This is a genomic window from Mycobacterium sp. NGS40, assembly GCF_059812735.1.
The window spans coordinates 148014-171153 of the sequence record NZ_JCALDG010000005.1 but is presented as its reverse complement, the minus strand read 5'-3'; the positions used below and the strand labels follow the sequence as shown (position 1 = coordinate 171153).

At 65.3% G+C, this 23140-nt stretch carries 25 protein-coding genes, 1 tRNA gene and 1 pseudogene; 17 read left to right on the top strand and 10 right to left on the bottom strand.

Translation table 11 applies throughout. From position 1 onward, the window contains the following. Window positions 1-38: 38 nt before the first annotated feature. The 6 genes from AC5Y5O_RS10145 to AC5Y5O_RS10120 all read right to left on the bottom strand — a co-directional run bounded on the left by AC5Y5O_RS10145 (window position 39) and on the right by AC5Y5O_RS10120 (window position 5603). Window positions 39-1007: an NADPH:quinone oxidoreductase family protein gene (locus AC5Y5O_RS10145; RefSeq protein ID WP_500024928.1), complete on the bottom strand. Its 969-nt coding sequence runs from the start codon at window positions 1005-1007 to the stop codon at window positions 39-41. Next, window positions 1007-1618 carry a TetR/AcrR family transcriptional regulator gene (locus tag AC5Y5O_RS10140; protein ID WP_096290544.1) on the bottom strand — a complete coding sequence of 204 codons (612 nt, stop codon included), beginning with the start codon at window positions 1616-1618 and terminating at the stop codon, window positions 1007-1009. Before AC5Y5O_RS10140 ends, AC5Y5O_RS10145 begins: the two co-directional genes overlap by 1 nt. Further along, a complete protein-coding gene (locus tag AC5Y5O_RS10135; RefSeq protein WP_096290543.1) occupies window positions 1615-2922 on the bottom strand; it encodes an acyl-CoA dehydrogenase family protein in 1308 nt (435 codons plus the stop codon). The genes AC5Y5O_RS10140 and AC5Y5O_RS10135 overlap by 4 nt, the downstream gene beginning before the upstream one ends. Before the next feature lie 17 nt (window positions 2923-2939). After that, a complete protein-coding gene (locus AC5Y5O_RS10130; RefSeq protein WP_096290542.1) occupies window positions 2940-3698 on the bottom strand; it encodes an SDR family NAD(P)-dependent oxidoreductase in 759 nt (252 codons plus the stop codon). Window position 3699: 1 nt separating this feature from the next. Beyond that, window positions 3700-4746, bottom strand: a complete 1047-nt coding sequence (locus tag AC5Y5O_RS10125) for a phosphotransferase family protein (RefSeq protein WP_096290541.1) — start codon at window positions 4744-4746, stop codon at window positions 3700-3702. Window positions 4747-4931: 185 nt separating this feature from the next. After that, a complete protein-coding gene (locus AC5Y5O_RS10120) occupies window positions 4932-5603 on the bottom strand; it encodes a class I SAM-dependent methyltransferase (RefSeq protein ID WP_500024922.1) in 672 nt (223 codons plus the stop codon). A gap of 108 nt (window positions 5604-5711) precedes the next feature. Here AC5Y5O_RS10120 and AC5Y5O_RS10115 point away from each other — a divergent pair, with 108 nt between their 5' ends. Beyond that, complete coding sequence (locus tag AC5Y5O_RS10115; protein WP_500024919.1) at window positions 5712-6320, top strand: histidine phosphatase family protein; 609 nt, start codon at window positions 5712-5714, stop codon at window positions 6318-6320. Between the two features lie 9 nt (window positions 6321-6329). Further along, window positions 6330-7376, top strand: a complete 1047-nt coding sequence (locus AC5Y5O_RS10110; protein ID WP_096290538.1) for a phosphotransferase family protein — start codon at window positions 6330-6332, stop codon at window positions 7374-7376. On the opposite strand, the gene AC5Y5O_RS10105 is transcribed toward AC5Y5O_RS10110, so the two are convergent. Next, window positions 7373-7783 carry a LapA family protein gene (locus AC5Y5O_RS10105; RefSeq protein ID WP_500024916.1) on the bottom strand — a complete coding sequence of 137 codons (411 nt, stop codon included), beginning with the start codon at window positions 7781-7783 and terminating at the stop codon, window positions 7373-7375. The two genes, AC5Y5O_RS10110 and AC5Y5O_RS10105, sit on opposite strands and share 4 nt — an antisense overlap. Before the next feature lie 103 nt (window positions 7784-7886). Here AC5Y5O_RS10105 and AC5Y5O_RS10100 point away from each other — a divergent pair, with 103 nt between their 5' ends. The 5 genes from AC5Y5O_RS10100 to AC5Y5O_RS10080 are packed head-to-tail and all read left to right on the top strand — an operon-like array spanning window position 7887 to window position 11976. Further along, window positions 7887-8834, top strand: a complete 948-nt coding sequence (locus AC5Y5O_RS10100) for an ABC transporter substrate-binding protein (RefSeq protein WP_500024914.1) — start codon at window positions 7887-7889, stop codon at window positions 8832-8834. Window positions 8835-8856: 22 nt separating this feature from the next. Further along, the gene (locus AC5Y5O_RS10095) at window positions 8857-9948 is read left to right on the top strand and encodes an ABC transporter ATP-binding protein (RefSeq protein ID WP_096290536.1); all 1092 of its coding nucleotides are present in this window, start codon (window positions 8857-8859) and stop codon (window positions 9946-9948) included. A gap of 2 nt (window positions 9949-9950) precedes the next feature. Continuing rightward, entirely contained in the window at window positions 9951-10634 is a 684-nt protein-coding gene (locus tag AC5Y5O_RS10090; protein WP_096290535.1) for an ABC transporter permease, read from the top strand. Continuing rightward, window positions 10631-11374 (top strand): ABC transporter permease, encoded by a 744-nt coding sequence (locus AC5Y5O_RS10085; protein WP_096290534.1) that lies wholly within the window; start codon window positions 10631-10633, stop codon window positions 11372-11374. Before AC5Y5O_RS10090 ends, AC5Y5O_RS10085 begins: the two co-directional genes overlap by 4 nt. A 47-nt stretch (window positions 11375-11421) precedes the next feature. Continuing rightward, the gene (locus AC5Y5O_RS10080; protein WP_423790958.1) at window positions 11422-11976 is read left to right on the top strand and encodes a putative glycolipid-binding domain-containing protein; all 555 of its coding nucleotides are present in this window, start codon (window positions 11422-11424) and stop codon (window positions 11974-11976) included. On the opposite strand, the gene AC5Y5O_RS10075 is transcribed toward AC5Y5O_RS10080, so the two are convergent. Then, the gene (locus tag AC5Y5O_RS10075; RefSeq protein WP_096290532.1) at window positions 11939-12883 is read right to left on the bottom strand and encodes a prephenate dehydrogenase; all 945 of its coding nucleotides are present in this window, start codon (window positions 12881-12883) and stop codon (window positions 11939-11941) included. The two genes, AC5Y5O_RS10080 and AC5Y5O_RS10075, sit on opposite strands and share 38 nt — an antisense overlap. Before the next feature lie 142 nt (window positions 12884-13025). Between AC5Y5O_RS10075 and AC5Y5O_RS10070 the strand changes: the two genes are divergently transcribed. From AC5Y5O_RS10070 to AC5Y5O_RS10055, 4 genes are all read left to right on the top strand, one after another. Then, the gene (locus AC5Y5O_RS10070) at window positions 13026-13547 is read left to right on the top strand and encodes a tRNA adenosine deaminase-associated protein (protein WP_500024910.1); all 522 of its coding nucleotides are present in this window, start codon (window positions 13026-13028) and stop codon (window positions 13545-13547) included. A 16-nt stretch (window positions 13548-13563) separates the two neighbouring features. After that, complete coding sequence (locus AC5Y5O_RS10065) at window positions 13564-14022, top strand: nucleoside deaminase (RefSeq protein ID WP_500024908.1); 459 nt, start codon at window positions 13564-13566, stop codon at window positions 14020-14022. 29 nt (window positions 14023-14051) lie between these two features. Next, window positions 14052-14141: transfer RNA gene (locus AC5Y5O_RS10060), tRNA-Ser, on the top strand. A 217-nt stretch (window positions 14142-14358) separates the two neighbouring features. Continuing rightward, entirely contained in the window at window positions 14359-15432 is a 1074-nt protein-coding gene (locus AC5Y5O_RS10055) for a GGDEF domain-containing protein (RefSeq protein ID WP_096290529.1), read from the top strand. A gap of 1 nt (window position 15433) precedes the next feature. On the opposite strand, the gene AC5Y5O_RS10050 is transcribed toward AC5Y5O_RS10055, so the two are convergent. Continuing rightward, on the bottom strand, window positions 15434-16087 hold the full coding sequence (locus tag AC5Y5O_RS10050) for a TetR/AcrR family transcriptional regulator (protein ID WP_096290528.1): 654 nt from the start codon (window positions 16085-16087) through the stop codon (window positions 15434-15436). Window positions 16088-16352: 265 nt separating this feature from the next. Here AC5Y5O_RS10050 and AC5Y5O_RS10045 point away from each other — a divergent pair, with 265 nt between their 5' ends. Together AC5Y5O_RS10045 and AC5Y5O_RS10040 are read left to right on the top strand one after the other, a co-directional pair. Beyond that, window positions 16353-16778, top strand: a complete 426-nt coding sequence (locus AC5Y5O_RS10045) for an MmpS family transport accessory protein (RefSeq protein WP_500025123.1) — start codon at window positions 16353-16355, stop codon at window positions 16776-16778. Next, window positions 16775-19675 carry an MMPL/RND family transporter gene (locus tag AC5Y5O_RS10040; RefSeq protein ID WP_500024905.1) on the top strand — a complete coding sequence of 967 codons (2901 nt, stop codon included), beginning with the start codon at window positions 16775-16777 and terminating at the stop codon, window positions 19673-19675. Before AC5Y5O_RS10045 ends, AC5Y5O_RS10040 begins: the two co-directional genes overlap by 4 nt. 67 nt (window positions 19676-19742) lie before the next feature. Here the strand turns inward: AC5Y5O_RS10040 and AC5Y5O_RS10035 are convergent. Next, window positions 19743-20303: pseudogene (locus AC5Y5O_RS10035) on the bottom strand (isomerase); the annotation flags it as partial. Between the two features lie 78 nt (window positions 20304-20381). Here AC5Y5O_RS10035 and AC5Y5O_RS10030 point away from each other — a divergent pair. From AC5Y5O_RS10030 to AC5Y5O_RS10015, 4 genes are read left to right on the top strand one after another with little or no spacing between them, the layout of a single operon-like run. Continuing rightward, a complete protein-coding gene (locus AC5Y5O_RS10030; protein ID WP_500024904.1) occupies window positions 20382-21023 on the top strand; it encodes a TetR/AcrR family transcriptional regulator in 642 nt (213 codons plus the stop codon). A 41-nt stretch (window positions 21024-21064) separates the two neighbouring features. Then, a complete protein-coding gene (locus AC5Y5O_RS10025; protein WP_096290525.1) occupies window positions 21065-21832 on the top strand; it encodes an SDR family NAD(P)-dependent oxidoreductase in 768 nt (255 codons plus the stop codon). Between the two features lie 9 nt (window positions 21833-21841). After that, window positions 21842-22285 (top strand): nuclear transport factor 2 family protein, encoded by a 444-nt coding sequence (locus tag AC5Y5O_RS10020; protein ID WP_096290524.1) that lies wholly within the window; start codon window positions 21842-21844, stop codon window positions 22283-22285. Beyond that, the gene (locus AC5Y5O_RS10015) at window positions 22282-23124 is read left to right on the top strand and encodes an enoyl-CoA hydratase/isomerase family protein (RefSeq protein ID WP_096290523.1); all 843 of its coding nucleotides are present in this window, start codon (window positions 22282-22284) and stop codon (window positions 23122-23124) included. Before AC5Y5O_RS10020 ends, AC5Y5O_RS10015 begins: the two co-directional genes overlap by 4 nt. Window positions 23125-23140: the final 16 nt, after the last annotated feature.

Genomic DNA, 23140 nt, shown 5'->3' with positions numbered 1-23140 from the left:
CTGTGCCGCGACCCCTGTGGCAGGAGGGAGTGATCGCGTCACGCGACGTCGATGACCACCTTGCCCAGCACCTTGCGGTCGGCGACGTATCGCAATGCCGCCGGTGCCTCGGACAACGGGAATCGCGCGCCGATGTAGGGGCGGACCGTACCGTCGGCGAACAGCTGCGTCAGCTCTTCGATGTCGCGGACGAATTCCCTGGGGTAGTCAGCCATGAAGGTGCGGATCTCCATGCCGCGCACGCAGATGTCTTTGAGCATAACGAGATTGAGCGGGATCGCAGGAATGCTGCCCGCCGCGTAACCGAGGGTGACAAAGGTGCCGCCGCGGGCCAGGGCGCGCAGCGCCGGCTCTGAATACGATCCTCCGACCGGGTCAAGGACCACCCGCGCGGCATCTCCGGTGAGTTCACGGATCCGCAATTTGAGGTCCTCGCGGTCGTAGTCCACGACGGCCTCGGCGCCGCGCTGCCGGCACAGTTCCAGCTTCTCCGGGCTCGACGCCGCAGCGAGCACCCGCGCCCCCATCGCCACCGCCAGATCAACGGCGGCCAGACCCACTCCACCCGCGGCACCCAGCACGACGACCCAATCACTTTGCCGCACAGCCGCGGTCGTGCGCAGAGCGTGATAAGCGGTGCGGTAGGTCACACCGAAGGCGGCAGCCGACGCGAAGTCGGCGTCGTCGGGCACCAGCGAGGCCTGCGTCGAGTCGAGCAGTGCCTGCTCGGCGAATGCCCCGAACGTGGTGCCGGCCACCCGCTGACCGGGGCGAAACGGCGCGCCCTCTCCGACGGAGAGCACCTCCCCGGCAATCTCATTGCCCGGGATGAACGGCGGTGGGATCTTGACCTGATACTTGCCGGCGATGAACAACACGTCGGGGAAATTGACCGCCGCGGCGTGCACCCGCACCAGCATCTGGCCGGGCGCGGGGACGGGCTCCGGAACCTCGTCGAGCACCAGGCTCTCCGGTGGCCCGTAGCTGCGACAGACGACAGCACGCATCAATTGGCTCCTAACCCGTTGAGACAGAACCGCACCACGTGTGCGATGTCGTCGGGCTCGGGCCGAACGGCCGAGCCCATGTATCGGCGCATCGTCGCCGCGGTGCAGCAGAACACCGCTTCGACGTCGCGCCCGACATCGGTACTTCCCAATGCCGCAACGGGTTCGGTCAACAGATCGCGCAAGGGGTACATCATTGCGTGATCGACCGTATGCCAGTTCGTGGCGGCGGCCATCTGACCGGCAGCGGCGCGGCTTTTCCTGATCAGGTCAGGTTCGGCGACTTGTGCCAGCGTGCCCTCGATCCAGCGGGCGATCTTGTCCCGCGGTTGCCGTTCCTTGGCCATCTGGTGGCGAAGGTAGGACTCGACGATGCCGACGCCACGCTCCATCACCGCCAGGATGAGGTCCTCCTTTCCGGCAAAGTACCGGTAGAAAGCCTTGTTCGACGACCCGGCCTCGGCGACGATGTCGCTGACCCGAGGCTCATCGGGCGCGACGCGCTCCATCACCCGCACCGCGGCGGCCAGGATTCGCTCGACCTCCGCGGTGGCCCCCCGCTGGCGCTCGTCGAGGGCGCGTTCGACGGCCGCGGCGACCCTGTCGGTCATGGCGAATGTGGTTGTGCCGGAACGCTACCGACCAGAGCGCCGTATTTCTGCCGGGCAGCGTCGCGGCGCACATCCAGCATTTCGCTCGGCCATTCGCCCTCCTCGGCCTCATAGCCTTTGAGTAGCATGCGAGCCAGGTTGACCTTGTGCGCCTCGGTCGGCCCGTCGGCAAGCCCGAGCGCGATGCCGCCCAGCAGCACGTTCACCAGCGGCAGCTGGTCGGTGAGCCCGAGCGCACCGTGTACCTGAATCGCGCGTAGCGCAATCGATTTCAGCACCTGTGAGGCCAGGATCTTGCACGCGCCGATCTCGGCGCGTGCGCTATGTTCGTCGCCGTTGTCGATCAGCCAGGCGGCGTGCAGCACGGTCAGCCGGAACGGGATAAGCTCGGTGTAGGAATCGGCGACGAACTCCTGCACGAGCTGCTTGTCAGCCAGCGGGCTGCCTTGGGTGAAGCGGCTTTTCGCGCGCCGCGCCATCATGTCGACGGCGCGCTGCGCCATGCCGATCGATCGCATCGCGTGATGCAGCCGCCCGCCGGCCAGCCGGGTCTGCAGAATCAGGAAGCCCTGACCGGCTTCACCTAGCAACGCATCCGCCCCCACCCGCACCCCGTCGTAGTGCACCAGCGAATGCCCTGGTTCGTGCGGGTCCGCGCCCACCAGATGATGGTTGGCTTCCAGATTCAACCCCTCGGTCCCGGCGGGGATCAGGAAGGTCGAGGCGCCACGGTGGACCGGCACGTCGGGATCGGTGATCGCGACGACGATGAAGAACGATGCGACAGATGCGTTGGAGGAGAAGTACTTTCGCCCGGTGATCACCCAGTCGTCACCGTCGCGCACGGCGCGGGTGGTGAACACGCGCGGGTCCGCACCGCCTTGCGGCTCGGTCATCGAGAAGCAGGAGAAGATCTCCCCGGACAACAACCCGGACAGATAGCGGTCCTTTTGCTCCGGCGTTCCGAAGCGCGCGATGATCTCCGCGTTGCCGGTATCGGGTGCTTGGGTTCCGAAGACGATCGGCGCCCACGGGCTGCGGCCAAGGATCTCGTTGATCAACGTCAGCTTGACCGCACCGAAGCCCTGCCCGCCCAGCTCCGGCCCCAGATGCGGTGCCCACAAGCCATTGTCGCGGACCTGCTGCTTGAGCGGATCGACGATGCGCCGGCGCTCGTCGTTGAGCGGCAGGAACTCGCAGCCCGGGAACAGCACCTCGAGCGGCTCCACCTCTTCGTGCACGAACTCGCGAACCCAGGCCAGCTTCTTCTCGAACTCCGGTTCGGTAGAGAAGTCCCATGACACGTGAATACTCCCGCCTTTTAAGGGATTCCGCCGTCGGTCCGCAGAATCGAACCGGTGGTGAAACTGGACGCGTCGGACGCCAAGAACAATGCCGCACCGACAATCTCGTGAGGGTCGCCGGCCCGCTTGAGGTGCAGGTGGCTGAAGTTGTCGTTCCCGGACAGATCCCACGCCTTGCTGACGTCGGTCAGGTAGGGCCCGGCCATCAGCGTGTTGACCCGTACCGTGGGACCGAAGGCCTGTGCCAGTCCTTCGGTCATCGCGTTGAGCCCGGCCTTGGCGGCGGCGTAGGGGATAATGCCGCCGTTGGGCCGCAGCGATCCGGTGGAGCTGACGTTGATGATCGACCCGCCGCCGGCGGCCACCATTCGTTCACCCACCAACGCCGACAACCGAAACGGCCCTTTGAGATTCAGGTTCACCACCGCGTCGAACAGTTTCTCGGTGACGTTGCTCAGCTTGTCGTACAGTGGCGACATGCCGGCGTTGTTGATCAGGGTATCGACCTTGCCGAACCGCTCGTAGGTGGCCTCGACCAGGCCGTCGAGCTGGTCCCAGCGTCCGACGTGCACGCCGTAGGGCAGCGCGGATCGTCCGGTTTCGGCCGCGATCTCCTTGGCCACCGCCTCGCAGTTCTCGAAGTTCCGGCTGGCGATCACCACGTCGGCGCCGCAGTGGGCGACGGCGAATGCCATCTCCCGCCCAAGTCCACGGCTGCCGCCGGTGATCAGCACCACGCGATCAGTGAGGTCGAAAAGTTGGTCGGCGTAACCCATTTCAGCGGCACCTGGTCGGCAGGCCGCGCGCCATCTCGGCCGCCGTCGCGATCAGCGCGAGGATCATCGGGCCGAACGCGTCGGTGATCTTGGGGTCGACCTTTCCGGTCCGCACGCCGGCGGCGTACGTCTTTTCCAACACGATGCCCAACTTCCAGTTGGCCAGCACCAGGTAATAGTCGATGTTCTCGGTGGAAAGCCCGCTGATTTTCTCGTAGTGGCCCAGCAACTCGCCCCGCTTGGGCATCCCGCTCATGTCCAGATAAAAGCCGTCGCCCTTAGGGTTTTCGCCGTCGTAGCCCAATAGGCACCAGGCCAGATCGAGCAGCGGATCGCCGACCGTCGTCATCTCCCAGTCCACGATCGCGGCGAGCTGAGGTTGACTGCCGTGCGCGAACATCACGTTGGCGAACTGGTAGTCGCCGTGCATGATGCCCGGCTGGTACTCCGCGGGCCGGTTGCGGCGCAACCAATCCGCGGCCTCGTTCAGGCCGGGCAGCTCGCGCACCTTGTAGGCGTCGAGGAATGCCAGCCACCGATCGACCTGCCGATCGTGGAATCCGTCCGGACGCCCGAAGCCCTCGAGTCCTTGTTCGCGCCAGTCGACCCGGCCCAGCTTCGCGGCGCCCTCGACGAGTTCGAATGCGAGCCCGCGGCGCGCGTCGAGGTCGATGTCGAACGGTGGCTGCCAGCCGCCGTCCATCGGGCTCCATCCGTCGATCGCCTGCATCACGTAGAACGGCATGCCCAGCACGGTGCCGCTGTCGTCGGCGGCGATCAGCTCGGCGTGCGGCACATCGGTGCCGGACAGCGCCCGCACCAGCCGGATCTCGCGCAGCAGGCCGTCGATGCGTGCGGCGTCTGCGCGGGCCCCGGGCATGCGCAGCACCATGCGCTCGCCGCCCCGCCGAATCAGATACAGCGTGTTCTGCGAACCGCCTTTGAGCTGCTGTAGGAGCGGCTCCTCGCCGCTTCCGGGAGCGTCGTTGGCGTCGAGCCATCGACCCAGCACGCCCGGGTCCAGTTGGGTTTCTCCAGCAGTCGTCATTGTCCGCACACCCCACTCTCTGCGAGGAGAATAGCATTCTCCACCGCTGCTGCCAGCTCCTCAACCGCGGACGCGGCACAACAACACTCCTCAATCAGTTGTGTTGCATCCATCCCTTGAAACCGCCCGCTGAAAGCCCGCCCTGAGAGCACGTTCGGCGAAGGTGAGGGCGTTCACGGATGGTGCTAACCCGGCTTGTGTGCGGCGAGCAGGAATCCGTGCGCCGCGAAGTGCCCGTCGTCATCGCGTTCGATGTTCGGCAGGTCAACATCGAGGGCGGCCGCGTTGCCGTAGAGCTTCGCGGGGCGGACCTCGTCGACCTGCCACACCGTCGAGACGACGTCGCGCAATTCGCTTTCGGTGAAGCCCTGCGGACCGGGCCGGTCGCCGGGTCCACCGAGCGCCCCGGCCGCGAAGGCCAGAATGTACAGCGCCGCACCGGGCGCGGCTGCCCGAAAGATCGACCGCAGATAGCCCGAACGCCCCTCGGCCGGCAGAGCATGGAACAGCCCGCTGTCGAGGATGGTGGAGAAGCGGCCTTCGGAATCGGGTGGGTAGTCACCAAATTCGGTGACGTCGGCTTTCGCGAAAGTCGCTGTTGTCAACCCTTGTTCGGCGGCAGCCGCGGTCGCGGCATCGATCGCCGTCGCGCTGGCGTCCAGCCCGACGACCGTGTAGCCGCGCGCGGCGAGGGCCAACGACAGGGCGGCGTGGCCGCACCCGGAGTCCAGCACGTCGCTGCGGATCTTGCCTTGACCGATGAGGACCGCCAGTTCGGGCTGCGGCCGACCGATGCTCCACGGCGGTGGTGATTCTTGTCGATAGGCGGCGTCCCAATCGATGCTCGGCCGGGTCATCTGTCCTCCTCGGGATGGGGCCTCCCTTGCAGATTAGGCGGCGGCCGCGCGCCGTGGCGGCGGGCGATGAGAAACTGCGAACAAGCCACTCCGACGACAGGGAGAGACATGCAAGTGCTTCTGGTCCGGCATGCGCTGCCGTTGCGCAGCGAACACGGCCAGGGTTCGGACCCGGACCTTTCGGAAGAAGGGGTGGCCCAGATCGCGCGCCTGCCCGAGGCGCTCGCCAGGTTCCCGATCTCCCGGGTGATCAGCAGCCCGCAGCGGCGTGCCATCCAGACCGCCGAACCGGTCGCGGCGGCCCGGCAGCTGTGCGTCGAGATCGACGATCGCTTCGCCGAATACGATCGCGACCTTCCGGTGTACATCCCGGTCGAGCAGATCCGTGCGGAAAACCCGAAGGAGTGGGAGCGGCTGGCGCAGGGTCACTTACCCAGTGCGGTCGACGAAGACGCGTTCCGCGCACGGATCCGGGCGGCGATCGACGACCTCGTCGCGTCCGGGGACCCCGAGGACACCGTTGCCGTGTTCAGCCACGGCGGGGTGATCAACCTCTTGCTGCACGAAATCCTAGGCACGAAGCGGCTGTTGTCGTTTCCCGTCGACTACGCATCGGTGACCCGATTGTTGTATTCGCGCACCGGTCAGGCGACCGTGGCGGGGGTCAACGGTGTCGAACACGTGTGGGACCTGTTGCCGCGCAATCAGCGATGGTAGACAAGTTCGGTGACTTCGGCTGATCGACTCGACGGGCTGGACCTGCCCGCGCTGGACCGGTATCTGCGTTCGCTCGGTATCGAGCGCGACGGCGAGTTGCGCGGAGAATTCATCTCCGGCGGCCGCTCCAATCTCACCTTCCGGGTCTACGACGACAAAACGAACTGGCTGGTGCGGCGTCCACCGCTGCACGGGCTGACCCCGTCGGCGCACGACATGGCGCGCGAGTACAAAGTGGTGGCGGCACTGCAGGACACGCCCGTTCCGGTGGCCCGCGCGATCGCGCTGTGCGAGGACGACTCCGTGCTGGGCGCGCCGTTCCAGATCGTCGAGTTCGTCGCCGGGCAGGTCGTCCGTCGCCGCGCTCAGCTCGAAGCCTTCAATCACACCGTGATCGACAAATGCGTCGACTCGCTGGTCCGGGTACTCGTCGACTTGCACAACGTCGACCCGAACGCGGTGGGACTGGCCGATTTCGGCAGGCCCAGCGGTTATCTGGAGCGCCAAGTTCGGCGCTGGGGCTCGCAATGGGAACTGGTGCGGCTGCCCGACGACCACCGCGACTCCGACGTCGAAAGATTGCATTCCGGTCTGCGGCAAGCTATTCCGCCGCAGAGCCGTACGTCGATCGTGCACGGTGACTACCGGATCGACAACACCATCCTGGACGCCGACGACCCGACGCGGGTGCGTGCCGTGGTGGATTGGGAACTCTCGACGTTGGGGGATCCGCTATCTGATGCGGCCCTGATGTGTGTGTACCGCGACCCGGCACTGGATCTGATCGTCAATGCGCAAGCGGCCTGGACGTCGCCGCTGCTGCCGACGGCCGACGAACTGGCCGACCGGTATTCGCTTGTGTCCGGTTTGCCGTTGGCGCATTGGGAGTTCTACATGGCGCTGGCGTACTTCAAGCTCGCCATCATCGCCGCCGGCATCGACTTCCGCCGGCGCATGTCAGATCAGGCGAGCGGCAAAGACTCCGAGCACATGCCCGAAGTGGTCGCGCCGTTGATCTCTCGTGGACTCGCGGAACTGGGCAAGCTGCCCGGTTAGTCGCGCACCGCCGCCGCGTGATGTTTCTTGGCCGCGCGACGCAGCTGCAGAATCCGTGCGGTGCCGACGGCCACCGTGAGCAGGCCGCCAACCACCGCCGCCAGCAGGATGGCCACGCCTAGCGGCAGGCTCCAATGCCAGATCAAGAACTGAAACGGCGTCGATGTCGTGTTCTGCGTGATGAAGATCAGCAACAGGATCAGGATCAGGAAGCCCGCGATCAGTGCGGACCACAGCGCGCCGGCGCGGGTGAACCCGATGGCCGATTCCTTGGGGTGGGTGGCCGCATGGGGCGGTTTCACGCCGCCGGGAGGCGCTGGGGGAGGCACAGGGGCGGGCTCGGCGGGATGCGCCGCAGTGGGCTTATGCGGCGGGTTGCCCGGCAAGCCAGGGTCGGTGCTGCTCATAGATTCATCTTTGTCCCATCCTGGCGAGAATGAAACCAAACCGCGCAAACCGCCTGCTTCATGGCCACAGCGCCCGGCGTGTGATGCCGTTACTGTCAGCGTTATGAGGATGCTGCGGCGCCTGCTCCGCGTGATTATCCCCGCGGCAGCGTGCCTCGTGGTCAGCGGCCTCGCCGCGTCGTGCAGCAATTCCGATCCGCTGGCGCCGGAGACGCGCAGCATGAAATCCATCGTGATCGGATCGGCCGACTTCCCGGAATCGCAGATCATTGCCGAGATCTATGCACAAACGTTGCAGGCCAATGGTTTCGACGTGGGAAGGCGGATGGGCATCGGCAGCCGCGAGACGTATATCCCGGCGCTCAAAGACCATTCCATCGATTTGGTACCGGAGTATGTCGGCAATCTGCTGCGCTACTTCGCACCCGACTCGACCGCGACCATGCTCGACGCGGTGGAATTGGAGCTCTATCAGAAGTTGCCCGGTGACCTGTCGGTTCTGACACCGTCGCCGGCGTCGGATACCGACACGGTGACCGTCACGGGCCGCACGGCCGCCGCGTGGAACCTCAAAACCATCGGCGATCTGGCCGCACACTCGGCGGAGGTGAAATTCGGGGCGCCGTCGGCCTTCGAGAACCGGTCGTCCGGCCTGCCCGGGCTACGGCAGAAATACTTGCTCAACATCAGTCCCGGCAACTTCATCGCGATCAACGACGGCGGCGGAGCGGTGACAGTACGCGCACTGGTGGAGGGAAAGGTGAACGCGGCCAACATCTTCACCACATCGCCGGCGATCGCACAGAACCATCTGGCGGTGCTGGCGGACCCCGAACACAGCTTCGTGGCCGGCAACATCGTGCCGCTGGTGAATTCGCAGAAGAAGTCCGATCGCCTCAAGAATGTCCTGGATGCGGTCTCGGCCAAGCTGACCACTGAGGGTCTGGCCGGTCTCAACGCCGCCGTGGCGGGCAACTCCGGCATCGACCCCGACCAGGCCGCACGAAACTGGGTGCGGGACAACGGCTTCAACCATCCGATTACGCAATGACGACCGGTGTGGGGGTTAGACGGTGATCGTCTTCGACGATGTCTGCAAGACATTCGCCGACGGGACCAACGCCGTCCATCGACTGAGCCTGGCGGTCCCCAACGGCAAGCTGACGGTGTTCGTGGGTTCCTCCGGGAGCGGCAAGACCACCGCGCTGCGGATGATCAATCGAATGGTCGAGCCGACGTCGGGCACCATTACCGTCGACGGCCAGGACGTCAGAGGTGTCAACCCAGTGCAGCTGCGGCTCGGAATCGGTTACGTGATCCAGCATGCCGGGCTGATGCCGCATCAGCGGGTGATCGACAACGTCGCGACCGTGCCCGTCCTGCGGGGGCAACCCCGCCGGCAGGCCCGCAGGGCGGCCTACGAGGTGCTGGAACGCGTCGGGCTGGACGCCAAACTTGCCAACCGCTACCCGGCGCAGCTCTCCGGCGGAGAACAACAACGCGTCGGCGTGGCACGCGCACTGGCCGCCGATCCGCCAATCCTGTTGATGGACGAGCCATTCTCGGCCGTCGACCCCGTGGTTCGTCTTGAGCTGCAGAACGAAATACTGCGCCTGCAAAACGAACTGCACAAGACGATCGTGTTTGTCACACACGACATCGACGAGGCGCTCAAACTCGCCGACCGGGTCGCGATCTTTGGCCGTGGCGGCGCGCTGCAGCAGTACGACGAACCCACCCGACTACTTTCACGGCCGGCCAACGATTTCGTATCGAGATTCATCGGCCTCGGCCGCGGCTACCGGTGGCTGCAGCTGATCAAGGCGAATGGTCTGCCGCTGCATGCCGTCGACACGCTCCCGGTCAGCGACCTTATCGATCGTCCGCTGACCGGCTGGGCGGTGGTGGTCGACGACGACGGCCGTCCGTTGGGCTGGATCGACGGCGAGGGCCTGCGGCGCCACGGCGGTGGCGCGTCGTTGCCCGACAGCATGAGCGGCATCAGTGCGTTGTTCCGGCCCGGCGGCAACCTCAGCCAAGCGCTGGACGCGGCGCTGTCGTCGCCCTCGACGGTGGGGATCGCCGTCGACGGGGAAGGCAGGTTCATCGGCGGGGTGCTGGCTGCCGACGTGCTGGCCGAGGTCGAACACCAGCGGCGGATCTGACCATGCACTATCTGTTCACCCATCTCGGCGACGCCTGGACGCTGACGGTGATCCATCTGCGGTTGTCTCTGGTACCGGTGCTGATTGGGTTGCTGATAGCGGTGCCGCTTGGGGTGCTGGTACAGCGTGCTCCGATTCCGCGGCGGCTGACGACGGCGACCGCCAGTGTGGTGTTCACCGTGCCGTCGCTGGCGTTGTTCGTGGCCCTGCCGGTGCTTATCGGAACCCGAATCCTGGACGAGGCCAACGTCCTCGTCGCGCTCACCGCGTACACCGCCGCGCTGATGGTGCGCGTGGTGCTCGAGGCGCTGGACGCGGTGCCGGCCCAGGTCCGCGACGCCGCCACCGCTGTCGGCTACTCGTCCGTCAAACGGGTCCTGAAAGTTGAGCTGCCGCTGTCGATCCCGGTCATGATCGCGGGGTTGCGGGTGGTCGTGGTGACCAATATCGCGATGGTGTCGGTGGGTTCGGTGATCGGCATCGGCGGCCTGGGTACCTGGTTCACCGAGGGGTATCAGACCGACAAGAGCGATCAGATCCTGGCCGGCATCATCGCGCTGTTCATGTTGGCGGTCGTGATCGACATGTTGATCGTGCTGGCCGGCCGGTTCGCCACCCCCTGGTCCCACGCGGGTGCGGCCACGCGCCGGTCCGTGCTGGCTCCGGTCGTCGGTGGTGCACGATGAATTTCGTCCAGCAGGCGGTGTCCTATCTGCTGACCGTCGACAACTGGACCGGTCCGGTCGGCCTCGCCGCGCGCATCTTGGAGCACCTGGAGTACACCGCCCTGGCGGTGGGCGCATCGGCGTTGATCGCGATCCCGATCGGGATGGTGATCGGCCACACGGGCCGCGGCACGCTGCTGGTGGTGGGTGCGGTCAACGGACTGCGCGCATTGCCGACACTCGGGGTGCTGCTGCTGGGTGTGCTGATGTTCGGCCTGGGGCTCGGGCCGCCGCTGGTTGCCCTGATGCTGCTCGGTGTGCCGTCGCTGCTGGCCGGAACCTACGCGGGCATCGCCAACGTCGATCCGGTGGTGGTCGACGCCGCCCGCGCGATGGGTATGACGGAGGCCCAGGTGCTGCTGCGCGTCGAGACGCCCAACGCGATGCCGTTGATTCTCGGCGGGTTGCGCAACGCGACGCTGCAGGTCGTTGCCACCGCGACGGTGGCCGCTTATGCCAGTCTCGGTGGGCTCGGCCGCTACCTGATCGACGGGATCAAAGAACGCGAATTCCAACTCGCCTTGGTCGGCGCGTTGATGGTGGCCGGGCTCGCGCTGATCCTCGACGGCCTGCTGGCAATGGCGGTCTGGGTTTCGGTGCCCGGCACCGGGCGATTGCGCAGGCCTCGTCGACGAATCGATGTGACGGCGGACCCAGTTGCCGACCAGCCTGCCGTAGTGGGTGGGCACGTCTTACGGTAGGGAGTGTGAACAGCCCCTCTGACCCGACCGGCAGCGTCTGGCCCGCGATGCTGACCTGGCGTGCACCGGACATCTCGCGCATGGAATCGGTGCGAGTACAGGTGTCCGGCAAGCGGATTAGAGCGGCCGGACGCATCGTGGCCGCGGCTACCGCGACGAACCCGGCATTCGGCGCTTTCTACGAAGTGCAGACCGATGAAACCGGGGCTACCAAGAGGTTCGGGCTGACGATCACCCTGGCCGAGCGGGAGCGCCAGCTTGCCATCTCCCGCGACGAAGAGAACATGTGGATGGTCACCGACCACCAGGGCGAGCGTCGCGAAGGGTACAACGGTGCACTCGACGTCGACGTCGTATTCAGCCCGTTCTTCAACGCGCTGCCCATCCGGCGGCTGGGGCTACACGAGCGGGCCGAAACCATCACGTTGCCGGTGGTCTACGTCAACGTGCCGGACATGACCGTCACCGCGGCCACGGTGAGTTACGCCAGCTCCGGCGGCGGTGCGGGGATCAAGCTGCACTCACCGGTCGCCGACACCACGGTGAGCGTCGATGCGGACGGGTTCATCGTGGACTATCCCGGATTGGCAGAGCGGATCTGATCACCCCGCCCGCCCGGCCGGCGGCGGCGAGCTCTTGGCGCCAGCCGTCCGCGCCGATTGTGACGGTGAAGATGTCGGAGCGCGGGAAGCGGTCGTAGCGCGTTCGCGCGGCATGGCCCGCCTCGACGAGTTCGGCCACCGAGTTGTCCCAATCCAGCGAGTCGCGGGCACGGCTGAGCAGGTCCATCACCCGGTCGACGGCGGTGAGCAGATGGGCGGTGTTGCCTTCGCACATCGCGCGCACCAGGTCCGGGGCGCTGCCCGCCACCCTGGTGCCGTCCCGGAAGGACCCGGCGGCCAGCGCGAAGGCCAGCGGCACCTCTGCGGCCGTCACCGCCAGCGCCTCGGCGAGCAGGTGCGGCAGATGCGAGATGGCGGCCGCCGCGGCGTCATGTTCGTCGGATCTGGCCGGCACCACGGCCGCGCCGCAATCCAGCGCCAGCGTCATCACCATCCACCAGACGACCGGGTCCACGTGGTCGTCGACGCTGACAACCCACGGTGCCGCCGTGAACAATCCGGCATGGCCGGCCGCCCAACCCGAGCTCTCGGTGCCCGTCATCGGGTGACCGCCGACGAAGCGGTCCTGCAGACCGGCCGCGACCACCTCGTCGAGGACCGCCGTCTTGACGCTGGTGACGTCCGTGAGAGGGCAATTTGGGGCCAGGTCGCTGACGTGGGCGAGCATCGCCGGCAAGGCGGGCATCGGCACCGCCAGCACGATCAGGGCACCGGTATCGGCGGCGCGCGCCAACGTGTCGGCGAGCTCTGTCGATGCGACAAAGCCGTCTGCAACTGCGCCGCGCGCGCCCTCTACCGAGCGGTTGTAGCCGAACACGTCCCGGCCGGCTGCCGCGGCCGCGCGCATGAGCGAACCACCGATAAGTCCCAACCCGAGGACACACACCGGGGGCTTGTTCCCGGTCCCAGTCGCCGTCCACGACACAGACCTAGGTTGGCACAGCGGGTCGACAACGGCGGCTGGAGGTCCCCCTGCTGGTTTGCGCTGTCTGGTCAAGCCGCCTGGTCAGCGACTAGCGTAGGCGCCCATGGGACGAGAGCGGGCCGCAACGCAAGGCCCGTCCGTGGATACACCGGACGGCTTTGGCATCGCCGTGGTGCGCGAAGAGGGCCAATGGCGATGCTCGGTGATGGCCCCCAATTCGCTGACGAGTCTGGCTGCGGCCGAGACCGAGCTGCGTGAACTGCGCAGTGCGGGAGCGGTCTTTGGTCTTCTCGACATCGACGACGAGTTCTTCGTCATCGTGCGCCCGGCGCCGTCGGGAACCCGGTTGCTGTTGTCGGATGCCACGGCCGCATTGGATTACGACATTGCCGCCGAAGTTCTGGACAGCCTGGACGCCGACATCGATCCCGAGGACCTCGAGGACTCGGAACCGTTCGAAGAAGGCGATCTTGGGCTGCTGTCCGATATCGGTCTGCCCGAAGCAGTTCTGGGTGTGATCCTCGACGAGTCCGACCTCTACGCCGATGAGCAATTGGGCCGCATCGCTCGCGAGATGGGCTTTGCCGACCAGCTGTCGGCGGTTATCGACCGCCTCGGTCGGTGATCGACCGCCTGGTTCGGTGAGGACTGACGAAGAGCTGATCCGTGCCGCGCTGGCGGCCGCCGCAACGGCTGGCCCGCGCGATGTGCCGATCGGTGCGGTGATTGTCGGCGCCGACGGAACCGAACTCGCCCGCGCGGTGAATGCCCGTGAGGCCCTTGGTGATCCGACTGCGCACGCGGAAGTCCTGGCGATCCGCGCCGCGGCCACCGTGCTGGGCGATGGGTGGCGGCTGGAGGGAGCCACGCTGGCGGTCACCGTCGAACCCTGCACGATGTGCGCGGGTGGGCTGGTGCTGGCGCGTGTCGCGCGGCTGGTGTTCGGCGCGTGGGAGCCCAAGACCGGTGCGGTCGGATCGTTGTGGGACGTGGTCCGCGACCGTCGGCTCAATCACCGTCCCGAGGTGCGTGGCGGGGTGCTCGCTGCGGAGTGCGCCGCGCCACTGGAGGAGTTCTTCGCCCGCCAGCGATTGGGGTGAGTGGCTACTGGTTCTGTAAGCTGCTCGGCGGTGGCGTGTCCGAGCGGCCTAAGGAGCACGCCTCGAAAGCGTGTGACGGCTAAAACCGTCCGAGGGTTCAAATCCCTCCGCCACCGCCAATAGCTTCCCGCGAAGAATCGCGGGTGAGTGCCAGCACCAGGAAGCCTCGACCGCCGCCGCGCCCGGTTGGCGCGTTGCCGGTGCGGCCATCCGCCCTGGCTTTCTCGGCGATTCGGGGCATTTGTAACCCGCGATCCTATTTACTGTGACCCAACTCACTCGGTGGCAACCGGCCGCGTAGTTCGTGGGGCTAGTGAGTCCGGGAGGGGCAGAACGATGACGCGGCTGGCGACGTGGTGGGAGCAGGACCACCATTTCGATTGGCTGACAGGCTATTTGCAATCGCACGGGTTGGGTTCCAACACACGCAGGCTGTTGGCCGGGGTGGCGGGCTCGTTGGTGCTCGTGCCGGCCAACGTGTGGTTGGATCAGACCTTGCCGCTGCGGCCTTTGGCGCTGGCCTATTCGGTCTTGGCCGCGGCGATCGGTCTGACCATGGCCGCGCTGTGGTTGCGCGGGTGGCCCACCCGCCGGCAATCTCTTTTCTTCGTTTTGACCGGCAGCGTGATCATCGGCCTCGGCTGCGTATGGCAACCCCAGCCGCTAGTAGGACTGATGGCCTGCTCAGCCATGGCGGTCACGGGCGGCTACCTCGCGTTCTTCCACACCGCCAAGTACATGGCCCTGAATTTTGGCCTGGCCTTCACCATTGCCGCCGTGGAAGCGGCGCGTCTGGCCGCCGCGGGGCAAGTGATGCTGGCGTTCACCGGCTGCTTTCTGGTCCTCGAACTCAACGCGGTCGTCCCGTTGGCCATCCAGATCGTCGTGCGCGCACTCTGGGTTGATCTATTGCGCGCCAACCGCGACCCGTTGACGGGCCTGCTGAATCGGCGCGCCTGCGATCGGGCCGTTGTGGGGCGGATGCTCGTCGGCGCCAACCACATGTTTTTGATGGTGGCGATGATCGACCTGGACCGGTTCAAAACCCTCAACGACACCCGCGGACACGCCGCCGGTGACGAGGCGCTGGTCGCGGTTGCCGGCGCATTGAACACCGCCTGCAGCGACACCGCCATCGTCGGTCGCGTCGGTGGGGAGGAATTCTTGATCGCCGAAATCGTGACGGCGGAACAGCGGCCCGAGTGGGGTCTGTACCTCTGTGACGCCGTGGCCGCAATCGACGACCCCGTGACCGCCAGCGTCGGAATCGCCGCCCTGGCGTTGCGCGACATGGTCACCGATTATGCCGACGAAGCGTTTCGCCAGGTGGTCGCCCATGCCGACAACGCCATGTATGAAGCCAAACGCCGCGGGGGCAATCAAACTCGCCACCACGAGGTTGCAGTCTGAGTCAGCGGCGCGTACCAGCAGGCTCGGAGGTATGCATGGCCGCCTCGAGCTCTTCTTCTTCGAGCGCATTGATCGTCAGCGGCGGTTGGTCGCTGCGGTAACGCATGCCCTCGAGGAGGATGGCCACATATCGTCGCCACAGCTCGGCGTCCACGTGTCCGGCGTACTCGCTGACCGTTCCGGCCAGCAGGCCAAAGATGGGCATGTCCCCGGGTGCGGTTTCCGGCCGTAGGTGACCGTCATGCTGTGCCCGCTCGACAAGTTCGGAAAGCCTTGGTACGAGGCGAACTCGGGCGGCTTCCACGCGGTCGCCGCCGAAGCACTTACCGAAGGCGACCTCGCGTATTCCTCGGTCGGTCGCCGTAATTTCACACATTTGCTCGACAAACCACACGAAGCCCTGCCATGAATCGGGGTGACGCAACGCGGTTTCCGCCAGCGTGGTCAGCTCGTCGATGCCGTCCTCGAAGATCGCCTCGAGCAGCTCCTGCTTGGTGGGAAACCGTCGGTACACGGTTCCCACGCCGACGCCCGCGTGGTGAGCGACCTCGTTGAGAGTGGCCTCCAGACCGCGGATGGCAAAAAGTTCGCGGGCGGCCTCGATCACCCGCTGCCGGTTGCGCTCGGCATCCTTCCTCAGCGGGCGGCACGTCATCTCGCGAGCGCTCACGTCGATGAGTGTAACGAGGGCAACATTTCCAGTAAGTGGATTGACCCTATCCACTTAATTGGTTAGGTTATCTACCCAGACCACCGTCGGTCCCGAACTCCGGCTCACCTCGGATCACTGAAAGGCCCGCACCTTGACTGACGTTCGCGATATCGCGGCTGCAAAACAGGAGCCGCTGCCTGCTCAGAGTGTCGAACCAAGGCAGGTCTTGGCGCGGGACCTGCCGACGGCGAGACCGGCTCGGCCGCCGCTGACCAAACTTCTCGGCCGCACCTGGCTGCCCATCCTGATCGCCGTCGCGGTCGCGGTCGGCGTCGCCACCGTAGGGCAGTTACGTGAAATCTTCGGAGCCAATGCCGTGCTGGTGACTCCGAGGGGTTCGGACACCGCAGATTCCTTTAACCCCAAGGTCGTAACGTACGAGGTGTTCGGTGCCGGGTCCACGGCCGTGATCAACTATCTGGACCTGGACTCCAAGCCTCAGCGAGCCGTAAACGCTTCGCTGCCATGGTCCTTGACGCTGCGAACCACCGCCCCCGCCGCCACGCCCAACATTCTCGCTCAGGTCGACGGTCAGACCGTGACATGCCGGATCACCGTCAACAACGAGGTCAAGGACGAAAGAACCGTCACGGGTGCGAATGCCGAGACCTTCTGCTTGGTGAAGTCGGCATGACCATACCCGCGACCGACGCCCCGACCGACGCGATTCCGGTCGCCCGCCATGCGGCCCGCCCGAGGCTACCGCGGCTCATCCGGTCGTTCGCCGTGCCGATCGTAGTTGCCTGGATCGCAATCGTCGCCGTCCTCAATACCGTTGTCCCGCAACTCGAAACGGTCAGCAAGATGCGCGCAGTGTCGATGAGTCCCAACGACGCGCCGTCGATGATCGCAACGAAACGCGTCGGCAAGGTGTTCCAGGAGTTCGACACCAGCAGCTCGGTGATGATCGTGCTCGAAGGTGACAAGCCGTTGGGTGCCGACGCACACCATTTCTATGACGACATCGTGCGAAAGCTGCGGGCCGACACCAAGCATGTCCAGCATGTGCAAGATTTCTGGGGCGATTCGCTGACGGCAGCAGCCGCGCAAAGCACCGACGGCAAGGCCGCCAACGTTCAGGTCTACATCGCCGGGGACCAAGGAGAGGCACTCGCCAACGAATCGGTGGAGGCCGTGCGCGATATCCTGGCCAGCTCGCCGGCACCACCGGGGGTCAGGGCGTACCTAACCGGCCCCGCGGCGACGAGTACGGATCAAAATGCGGTGGGCGACCAGAGCATGCAGACCATCGAATTGCTGACCTTCGCCGTCATCATTGCGATGCTGTTGCTCGTCTACCGATCGGTTGTGACGGTATCGACCGTGCTCGCGATGGTGGTGCTGGAATTAGCCGGCGCCCGGGGGCTGGTGGCATTTCTCGGCTACTACAAGGTCTTTGGGCTTACGACGTTCGCGACCAATCTCGTCGTGACTCTTGCGATCGCCGCGGCCACCGACTACGCGATTTTCCTGATTGGCCGGTACCAGGAGGCGCGCAGATCCGGAGAGGATCGAGAATCGGCGTACTACACCATGTTTCACGGTACGGCCCATGTCGTGCTGGCTTCGGGGCTGACGATCGCCGGCGCGGCCTTCTGCTTGCACTTCACCCGCCTGCCGTACTTCCAGACCATGGGCATCCCGCTGGCAGTCGGGATGGTCATCGTGGTGGCGGCCGCCTTGACGCTTGGCCCCGCACTGATTTCGGTTGTCACGCGGTTCGGCCGGCTGCTGGATCCCAAACGCATGGCGAAGCCGCGAGGGTGGCGTCGGATTGGCGCCGCGACCGTCCGGTGGCCCGGCGCGATTCTGGTCAGCGCAATCCTGTTGGCTTTGGTCGGGTTGCTCGCCCTGCCCGGCTACCACACCACGTACAACGACCGCCTCTATCTGCCCGCCGGGGTGCCGGCGAACATCGGATACGCGGCGGCCGACCGGCATTTCTCCAAAGCCAAAATGAATCCGGATCTGATGATGATCGAAAGCGATCACGATCTGCGGAACCCGGCCGACTTCCTGGTGATCGACAAGATCGCCAAGGCCCTTGTCCGCGTGCATGGCATCGCCCAAGTGCAGACCATTACGCGGCCAGAGGGAAAGCCGATTCAGCACACCACGATTCCGTACAACATCAGCATGAACAGCACCGGCCAAATCATGAACAACGACTATCAGCAAACCATCTTGAAAAACACGCTGAAACAGGCCGACGACATGCAAGTCACGATCGACTCGATGGAAAAGATGCAGACCATCACCCAGCAGCTCTCCCAAGTCACTCACGACATGGCCACCAAGATGAGTAAAACCAGCGCCGATGTACAGGACTTGCGCGATCACATGGCCGATTTCGAAGACGTCTGGCGTCCCATTCGCAGCTACTTCTACTGGGAGAAGCACTGCTTCGACATCCCGATGTGCTGGTCGTTGCGTTCCGTGTTCGACGCACTCGACGGCATCTCGACCATGAGCGATGACCTCAGCGACCTGGTACCCGACCTCGATCGAATGGATGCGCTGATGCCGCAGATGGTTGCGCTGATGCCGCCGATGATCGAATCGATGAAGAGCCAAAAACAGATGATGCTCAACCAGTATCAGGCGCAGAAGGCGCAGCAAGACCAGACCATGGCCATGCAGGACAACGCCACGGCGATGGGCGAAGCGTTCGATGCCGCTAAGAACGACGACTCGTTCTATCTGCCGCCAGAGGCCTTCAACAACGCGGATTTCAAGCGTGGGATCAAGCTGTTTCTCTCCCCGGATGGACATGCGGTCCGGTTCACCATCCTGCACCAAGGCGACCCGCTAACCACGGAAGGCACCTCGCACGTCGAGCCGCTCAAAACCGCAGCGGCAGATGCGATTAAGGGAACGCCACTGGAGGGATCGACGATATACCTCGGTGGCAGCGCGGCCATGTATAAAGATTTGCAGCAAGGCGCTGACTACGACTTGCTCATTGCCGCTACCGCAGCGCTCATCCTGATTTTCATCATCATGGTGGTGCTCACCCGTGCCGTGGTCGCCGCGGCGACCATCGTTGGGACCGTGGTGCTCAGTCTGGCCACCTCGTTCGGGCTGTCGGTGTTGCTGTGGCAACACGTCGTCGGAATCCCGTTGCACTGGATGGTGTTGCCGATGTCAGTCATCGTCTTGTTGGCCGTCGGCTCGGACTACAACCTGCTGCTGGTATCGCGCATGAGAGAGGAGATCCAGCCCGGGCTCAACACCGGCATCATTCGCTCCATGGCGGGCACCGGTTCCGTGGTCACCTCGGCGGGCTTGGTCTTCGCCTTCACGATGATGTCGATGGCGGTGAGTAAGTTGATTGTGATCGGTGAGGTGGGCACGACAATCGGCCTGGGGTTGCTGTTCGACACCTTGGTCGTCCGTTCCCTGATGACACCGTCGTTCGCAGCGGTGCTGGGTCGCTGGTTCTGGTGGCCGCGGCACGTACGTCAGCGCCCGGTTCCACAGCCATGGCCGCAGCCGCGGCGCCACCGGTCCCTCGAAATGCAAGGGGCATAATGCTTGCGCCGAGGTGCCGGTGGGAGCCTGCTTGTCGCGGGTCCGCGTCAGCGGCAAAAGCGCCGGCGACCAGCTTGGTGAATTCGACCGCCGAGCGGCGGACGTATTCGAGTTCGAGTGACACCAACAGGGTGTCCATCATTGCGAACGGCAGCGTGGTGGCCACGGCGCCACGGCCGTAGTCGACGTGTCACGAGCCGGGATGAATGGTCAGCCCCCTCGCGCGGCCCCGCTCCAGGCAGGTGCGTTCACCGGGCGACAGCGTCATGAGTTGCGTGTCGTCGGAATCGAGATCGTGGGAATCGCTTCGCCCGGCCATCAGGAACTCGTAGATGTTCACATGCTTGTAGCGCCCCGAAAAGCCTTGCGTTCCAGTGGGAGAGCCGAAGATCACGGGGGCTGAAGTGTAGAAACGGACCTTGCCGAGGATCCCGCCGGCCTTGCTGCCCACCCATCGGCCTGGGGCCGGATCGACCAGATCAGGATAATCGTCTGCGAGCAATTCGATTGCCCGCGTGATTAATTCGCCGTCTTGCAGCGGCCGGCCGACGACTTGCTTGGCGATCGTGTGCAGCGAAGCCGGGTCGATTTTGTAGGCCATCACGCTCCTTTGATTGACTCGAGTCAGAACGGTAGCCGTCGCCGCGCCGGCTCAGGCGTTGGACAACGGTTCAAATCTTTCGGCGACCGTGGGTATGGTTCGACGATGACGCCGAACGGCGCAGCGCGAGAGCGGCGGGACACGTCGGCCATCCGAGCCGACGAGTCCGACGCTGCGCGGGGGCGCCCGCGCGACATGCAGCGTCGCGCCGCGGTCATCTCGGCCACCCGGGAACTGTTGATCGCCAACGGCTACGAAGAAATCACATTGGCCGGCGTCGCGCGTCATGCCGGGGTGTCGCGGCCCTTCGTCTACGAACACTGGGGCAGCAAGTTCGCGCTGGTCGAGGACGCCATCTTGTCCGCCCCCGGCGAATACCCCGCGGTCGACGAACTCCCGTTTGCCGATGCATTGACCAGCCTGATCACCGGCATGGTCCGCGTTCAGTCGGATCCTGCCTATCTGGCGGGCATGCCTGGCGTCGCGACCGTGCTCTACAGCCGGCCCGACTTGGTCGAACAGGTCGAAGCGCGCTACATGGCCCCGGTCCGGGCACTGTGGGTCCGACTCATCGAACGCGGCAAGGCCGAGGGTCTGGTGCGGTCGGAGGTCGACGGGAGTGCGCTGATGGACACCATGCGCGGTGCTGTCACGCTGCACACCTCGGTGAACAAGGCACTCGGCGAGGCCGAACTGATCGCGCACCTGAAGTCGTTGATCCTGTACGGGATCGGCCTGCGCGAGTGACTCTCGTCTAGTTTTCTTACACGATGTAAGGTAATGGCGCCATGAAATCGCTGCAGGCACTCTTCGACCTCACCGACCGCACCGCCATCGTCACCGGCGGCACCCGCGGCATCGGGCTGGCCATCGCCGAGGGATTGGTCGAGTGCGGCGCCAATGTGGTGGTCGCCAGCCGCAAGGCCGATGCGTGTGCCGCGGCGGCCGACAAGCTGCAGGCGCTCGGCGGTGGTCGGGCCATCGGCGTGCCCACGCATATGGGCGACCTGGACGCCATCGGACGTCTCGTCGAGGCCACTGTCGCGGAGTTCGGCGGAATCGACATGGTGGTCAACAACGCCGCCAATGCCCTGTCGCTGCCACTGGGTGAGTTCACCCCGGAAGCGTGGTCGAAATCGTTCTCGGTCAACCTGCAAGGTCCGGTCTTTTTGGTCCAGGTTGCGTTGCCGCACCTGCGCGAAAGTGAGCACGCGTCGATCCTCAACGTCGTCTCCGCCGGTGCCTTCATCTATTCGCCTGCGACGTCGATGTATTCGGCGGCCAAAGCCGCGATGGTGTCGTTCACCCGGTCTATGGCCGCGGAGTTCGCGTCGCAGGGCATCCGGGTCAACGCCTTGGCGCCCGGATCGGTCGACACCGACATGGCGCGGGCCAACCCGCCGGAGTTCATCGAGGCGATGAAGGCGTCCGCCCTGCTGAAACGGATCGCCGACCCCGCCGAAATGGTCGCGCCCGCACTGCTATTGCTCTCCGACGCAGGGAGCTTCATCACCGGGCAGACCATCATCGCCGACGGCGGCATGGTGGCCAGGTAGGAGGCGGTCATGACCGAGACGGACAGCGCAAAACGCGAAGCCAACAGGCAGACGCTGCGGCGGGCCATGGACGGCATCAGCGCCCTGGACCTCGACGCGGTCCTCGCCGAACTCCACGACGACGTCCGATTCGAATTGCCTTACGAGGACGCAGTTCCCGACTCCGGCCGAGACGGCGTTCGGGAGCTGCTCGGGTCTATGTTCGTCATGTTCGGCAAGTTCACAGTCACGTTGACCGACATCTATGACCTGCTTGACCCGAACATGTTGGTGGCGCGCTATCGGGGCGACGCGCTCGGTCGGGACAAGCCCGTCGTCTATCAGAACGACTACCTCGGCGTGTTCGAGTTTCGCGACGGCAAGATTACGCTGTGGCGCGAATTCGACAACCCCATGGTGTCGGCCGCAATGGTCGCCGGCTTCGCCGCCGACTCCTCCGGGTCCGGCTCATGAGCGCCGCGATCGGCGTCGAGCGCCTCGACGACGGTGCGATCGCCATCGTCACGATCAACCGACCGCAGCGCCGAAATGCTTTGGACTCACAAACTCTCGTCGACATGCATCGGACGCTGGACGAACTGAACGGTGATCCCACGCTGCGCGCGATCGTGGTGACGGGTGCGGGTGTCTCTTTCTGCTCCGGTGCGGACCTGAAGTCGCAGCCGGATGACCTCTCCGATACGGCCGGCGTCCCATACGCCGAGCTACGCTCGGCGGCCGCGTCGACCGTCGCCGTCACGATGGCCGCTCAAGAACTCATGGCCTCGGCCTTCGAGAAGATCCACCGGCTGCGGGTACCGGTCATCGCCGCGATCAACGGATTCGCGTTGGGCGGCGGCTTCGCGCTCGCGTTGGCATGCGATATCCGGTATGCCGCCGAATCGGCCACCTTCGGTGCGGTTTTCATCCGGCACGGGGTTTCGGCGTGCGACATGGGCACCAGCTACTTCCTGCCGCGGCTGGTCGGAGCGTCGCGGGCCGCCGAATTGATGCTCACCGGAAGGGTTTTCGGCGCGGCCGAAGCGGCGGTCATCGGGCTGGTCCTCGAGGTGGTCGACGCGGCGAGTCTGCTCGACACCGCGGTCGCCAAAGCCCGTGAGATAGCGCAGAATTCGCCGTTGGCCGTCTGGATGACCAAGGAAACCATGTGGCAGACCATCGACTCCCCGAGCCTGCGTCATGCGCTCGACCTCGAGAACCGGACACAGGTGATGTGCACGGGCACGGGAGATCTGGCCAACTCATTCGCCGCCTTCCGCGACGACGGCACCGCTCGTTGGAACCCACTGTGACTCAGAAAGGCGACTA

What these genes read in the sequence shown, in the direction of transcription:
- AC5Y5O_RS10145 (WP_500024928.1), bottom strand. Translation starts at nt 1,007, where the DNA reads ATGCGTGCTGTCGTCTGTCGCAGCTACGGGCCACCGGAGAGCCTGGTG.
- AC5Y5O_RS10140 (WP_096290544.1), bottom strand. Translation starts at nt 1,618, where the DNA reads ATGACCGACAGGGTCGCCGCGGCCGTCGAACGCGCCCTCGACGAGCGC.
- AC5Y5O_RS10130 (WP_096290542.1), bottom strand. Translation starts at nt 3,698, where the DNA reads ATGGGTTACGCCGACCAACTTTTCGACCTCACTGATCGCGTGGTGCTG.
- AC5Y5O_RS10125 (WP_096290541.1), bottom strand. Translation starts at nt 4,746, where the DNA reads ATGACGACTGCTGGAGAAACCCAACTGGACCCGGGCGTGCTGGGTCGA.
- AC5Y5O_RS10120 (WP_500024922.1), bottom strand. Translation starts at nt 5,603, where the DNA reads ATGACCCGGCCGAGCATCGATTGGGACGCCGCCTATCGACAAGAATCA.
- AC5Y5O_RS10115 (WP_500024919.1), top strand. Translation starts at nt 5,712, where the DNA reads ATGCAAGTGCTTCTGGTCCGGCATGCGCTGCCGTTGCGCAGCGAACAC.
- AC5Y5O_RS10105 (WP_500024916.1), bottom strand. Translation starts at nt 7,783, where the DNA reads ATGAGCAGCACCGACCCTGGCTTGCCGGGCAACCCGCCGCATAAGCCC.
- AC5Y5O_RS10100 (WP_500024914.1), top strand. Translation starts at nt 7,887, where the DNA reads ATGAGGATGCTGCGGCGCCTGCTCCGCGTGATTATCCCCGCGGCAGCG.
- AC5Y5O_RS10090 (WP_096290535.1), top strand. Translation starts at nt 9,951, where the DNA reads ATGCACTATCTGTTCACCCATCTCGGCGACGCCTGGACGCTGACGGTG.
- AC5Y5O_RS10085 (WP_096290534.1), top strand. Translation starts at nt 10,631, where the DNA reads ATGAATTTCGTCCAGCAGGCGGTGTCCTATCTGCTGACCGTCGACAAC.
- AC5Y5O_RS10080 (WP_423790958.1), top strand. Translation starts at nt 11,422, where the DNA reads ATGCTGACCTGGCGTGCACCGGACATCTCGCGCATGGAATCGGTGCGA.
- AC5Y5O_RS10070 (WP_500024910.1), top strand. Translation starts at nt 13,026, where the DNA reads ATGGGACGAGAGCGGGCCGCAACGCAAGGCCCGTCCGTGGATACACCG.
- AC5Y5O_RS10055 (WP_096290529.1), top strand. Translation starts at nt 14,359, where the DNA reads ATGACGCGGCTGGCGACGTGGTGGGAGCAGGACCACCATTTCGATTGG.
- AC5Y5O_RS10050 (WP_096290528.1), bottom strand. Translation starts at nt 16,087, where the DNA reads ATGACGTGCCGCCCGCTGAGGAAGGATGCCGAGCGCAACCGGCAGCGG.
- AC5Y5O_RS10040 (WP_500024905.1), top strand. Translation starts at nt 16,775, where the DNA reads ATGACCATACCCGCGACCGACGCCCCGACCGACGCGATTCCGGTCGCC.
- AC5Y5O_RS10030 (WP_500024904.1), top strand. Translation starts at nt 20,382, where the DNA reads ATGACGCCGAACGGCGCAGCGCGAGAGCGGCGGGACACGTCGGCCATC.
- AC5Y5O_RS10025 (WP_096290525.1), top strand. Translation starts at nt 21,065, where the DNA reads ATGAAATCGCTGCAGGCACTCTTCGACCTCACCGACCGCACCGCCATC.
- AC5Y5O_RS10020 (WP_096290524.1), top strand. Translation starts at nt 21,842, where the DNA reads ATGACCGAGACGGACAGCGCAAAACGCGAAGCCAACAGGCAGACGCTG.
- AC5Y5O_RS10015 (WP_096290523.1), top strand. Translation starts at nt 22,282, where the DNA reads ATGAGCGCCGCGATCGGCGTCGAGCGCCTCGACGACGGTGCGATCGCC.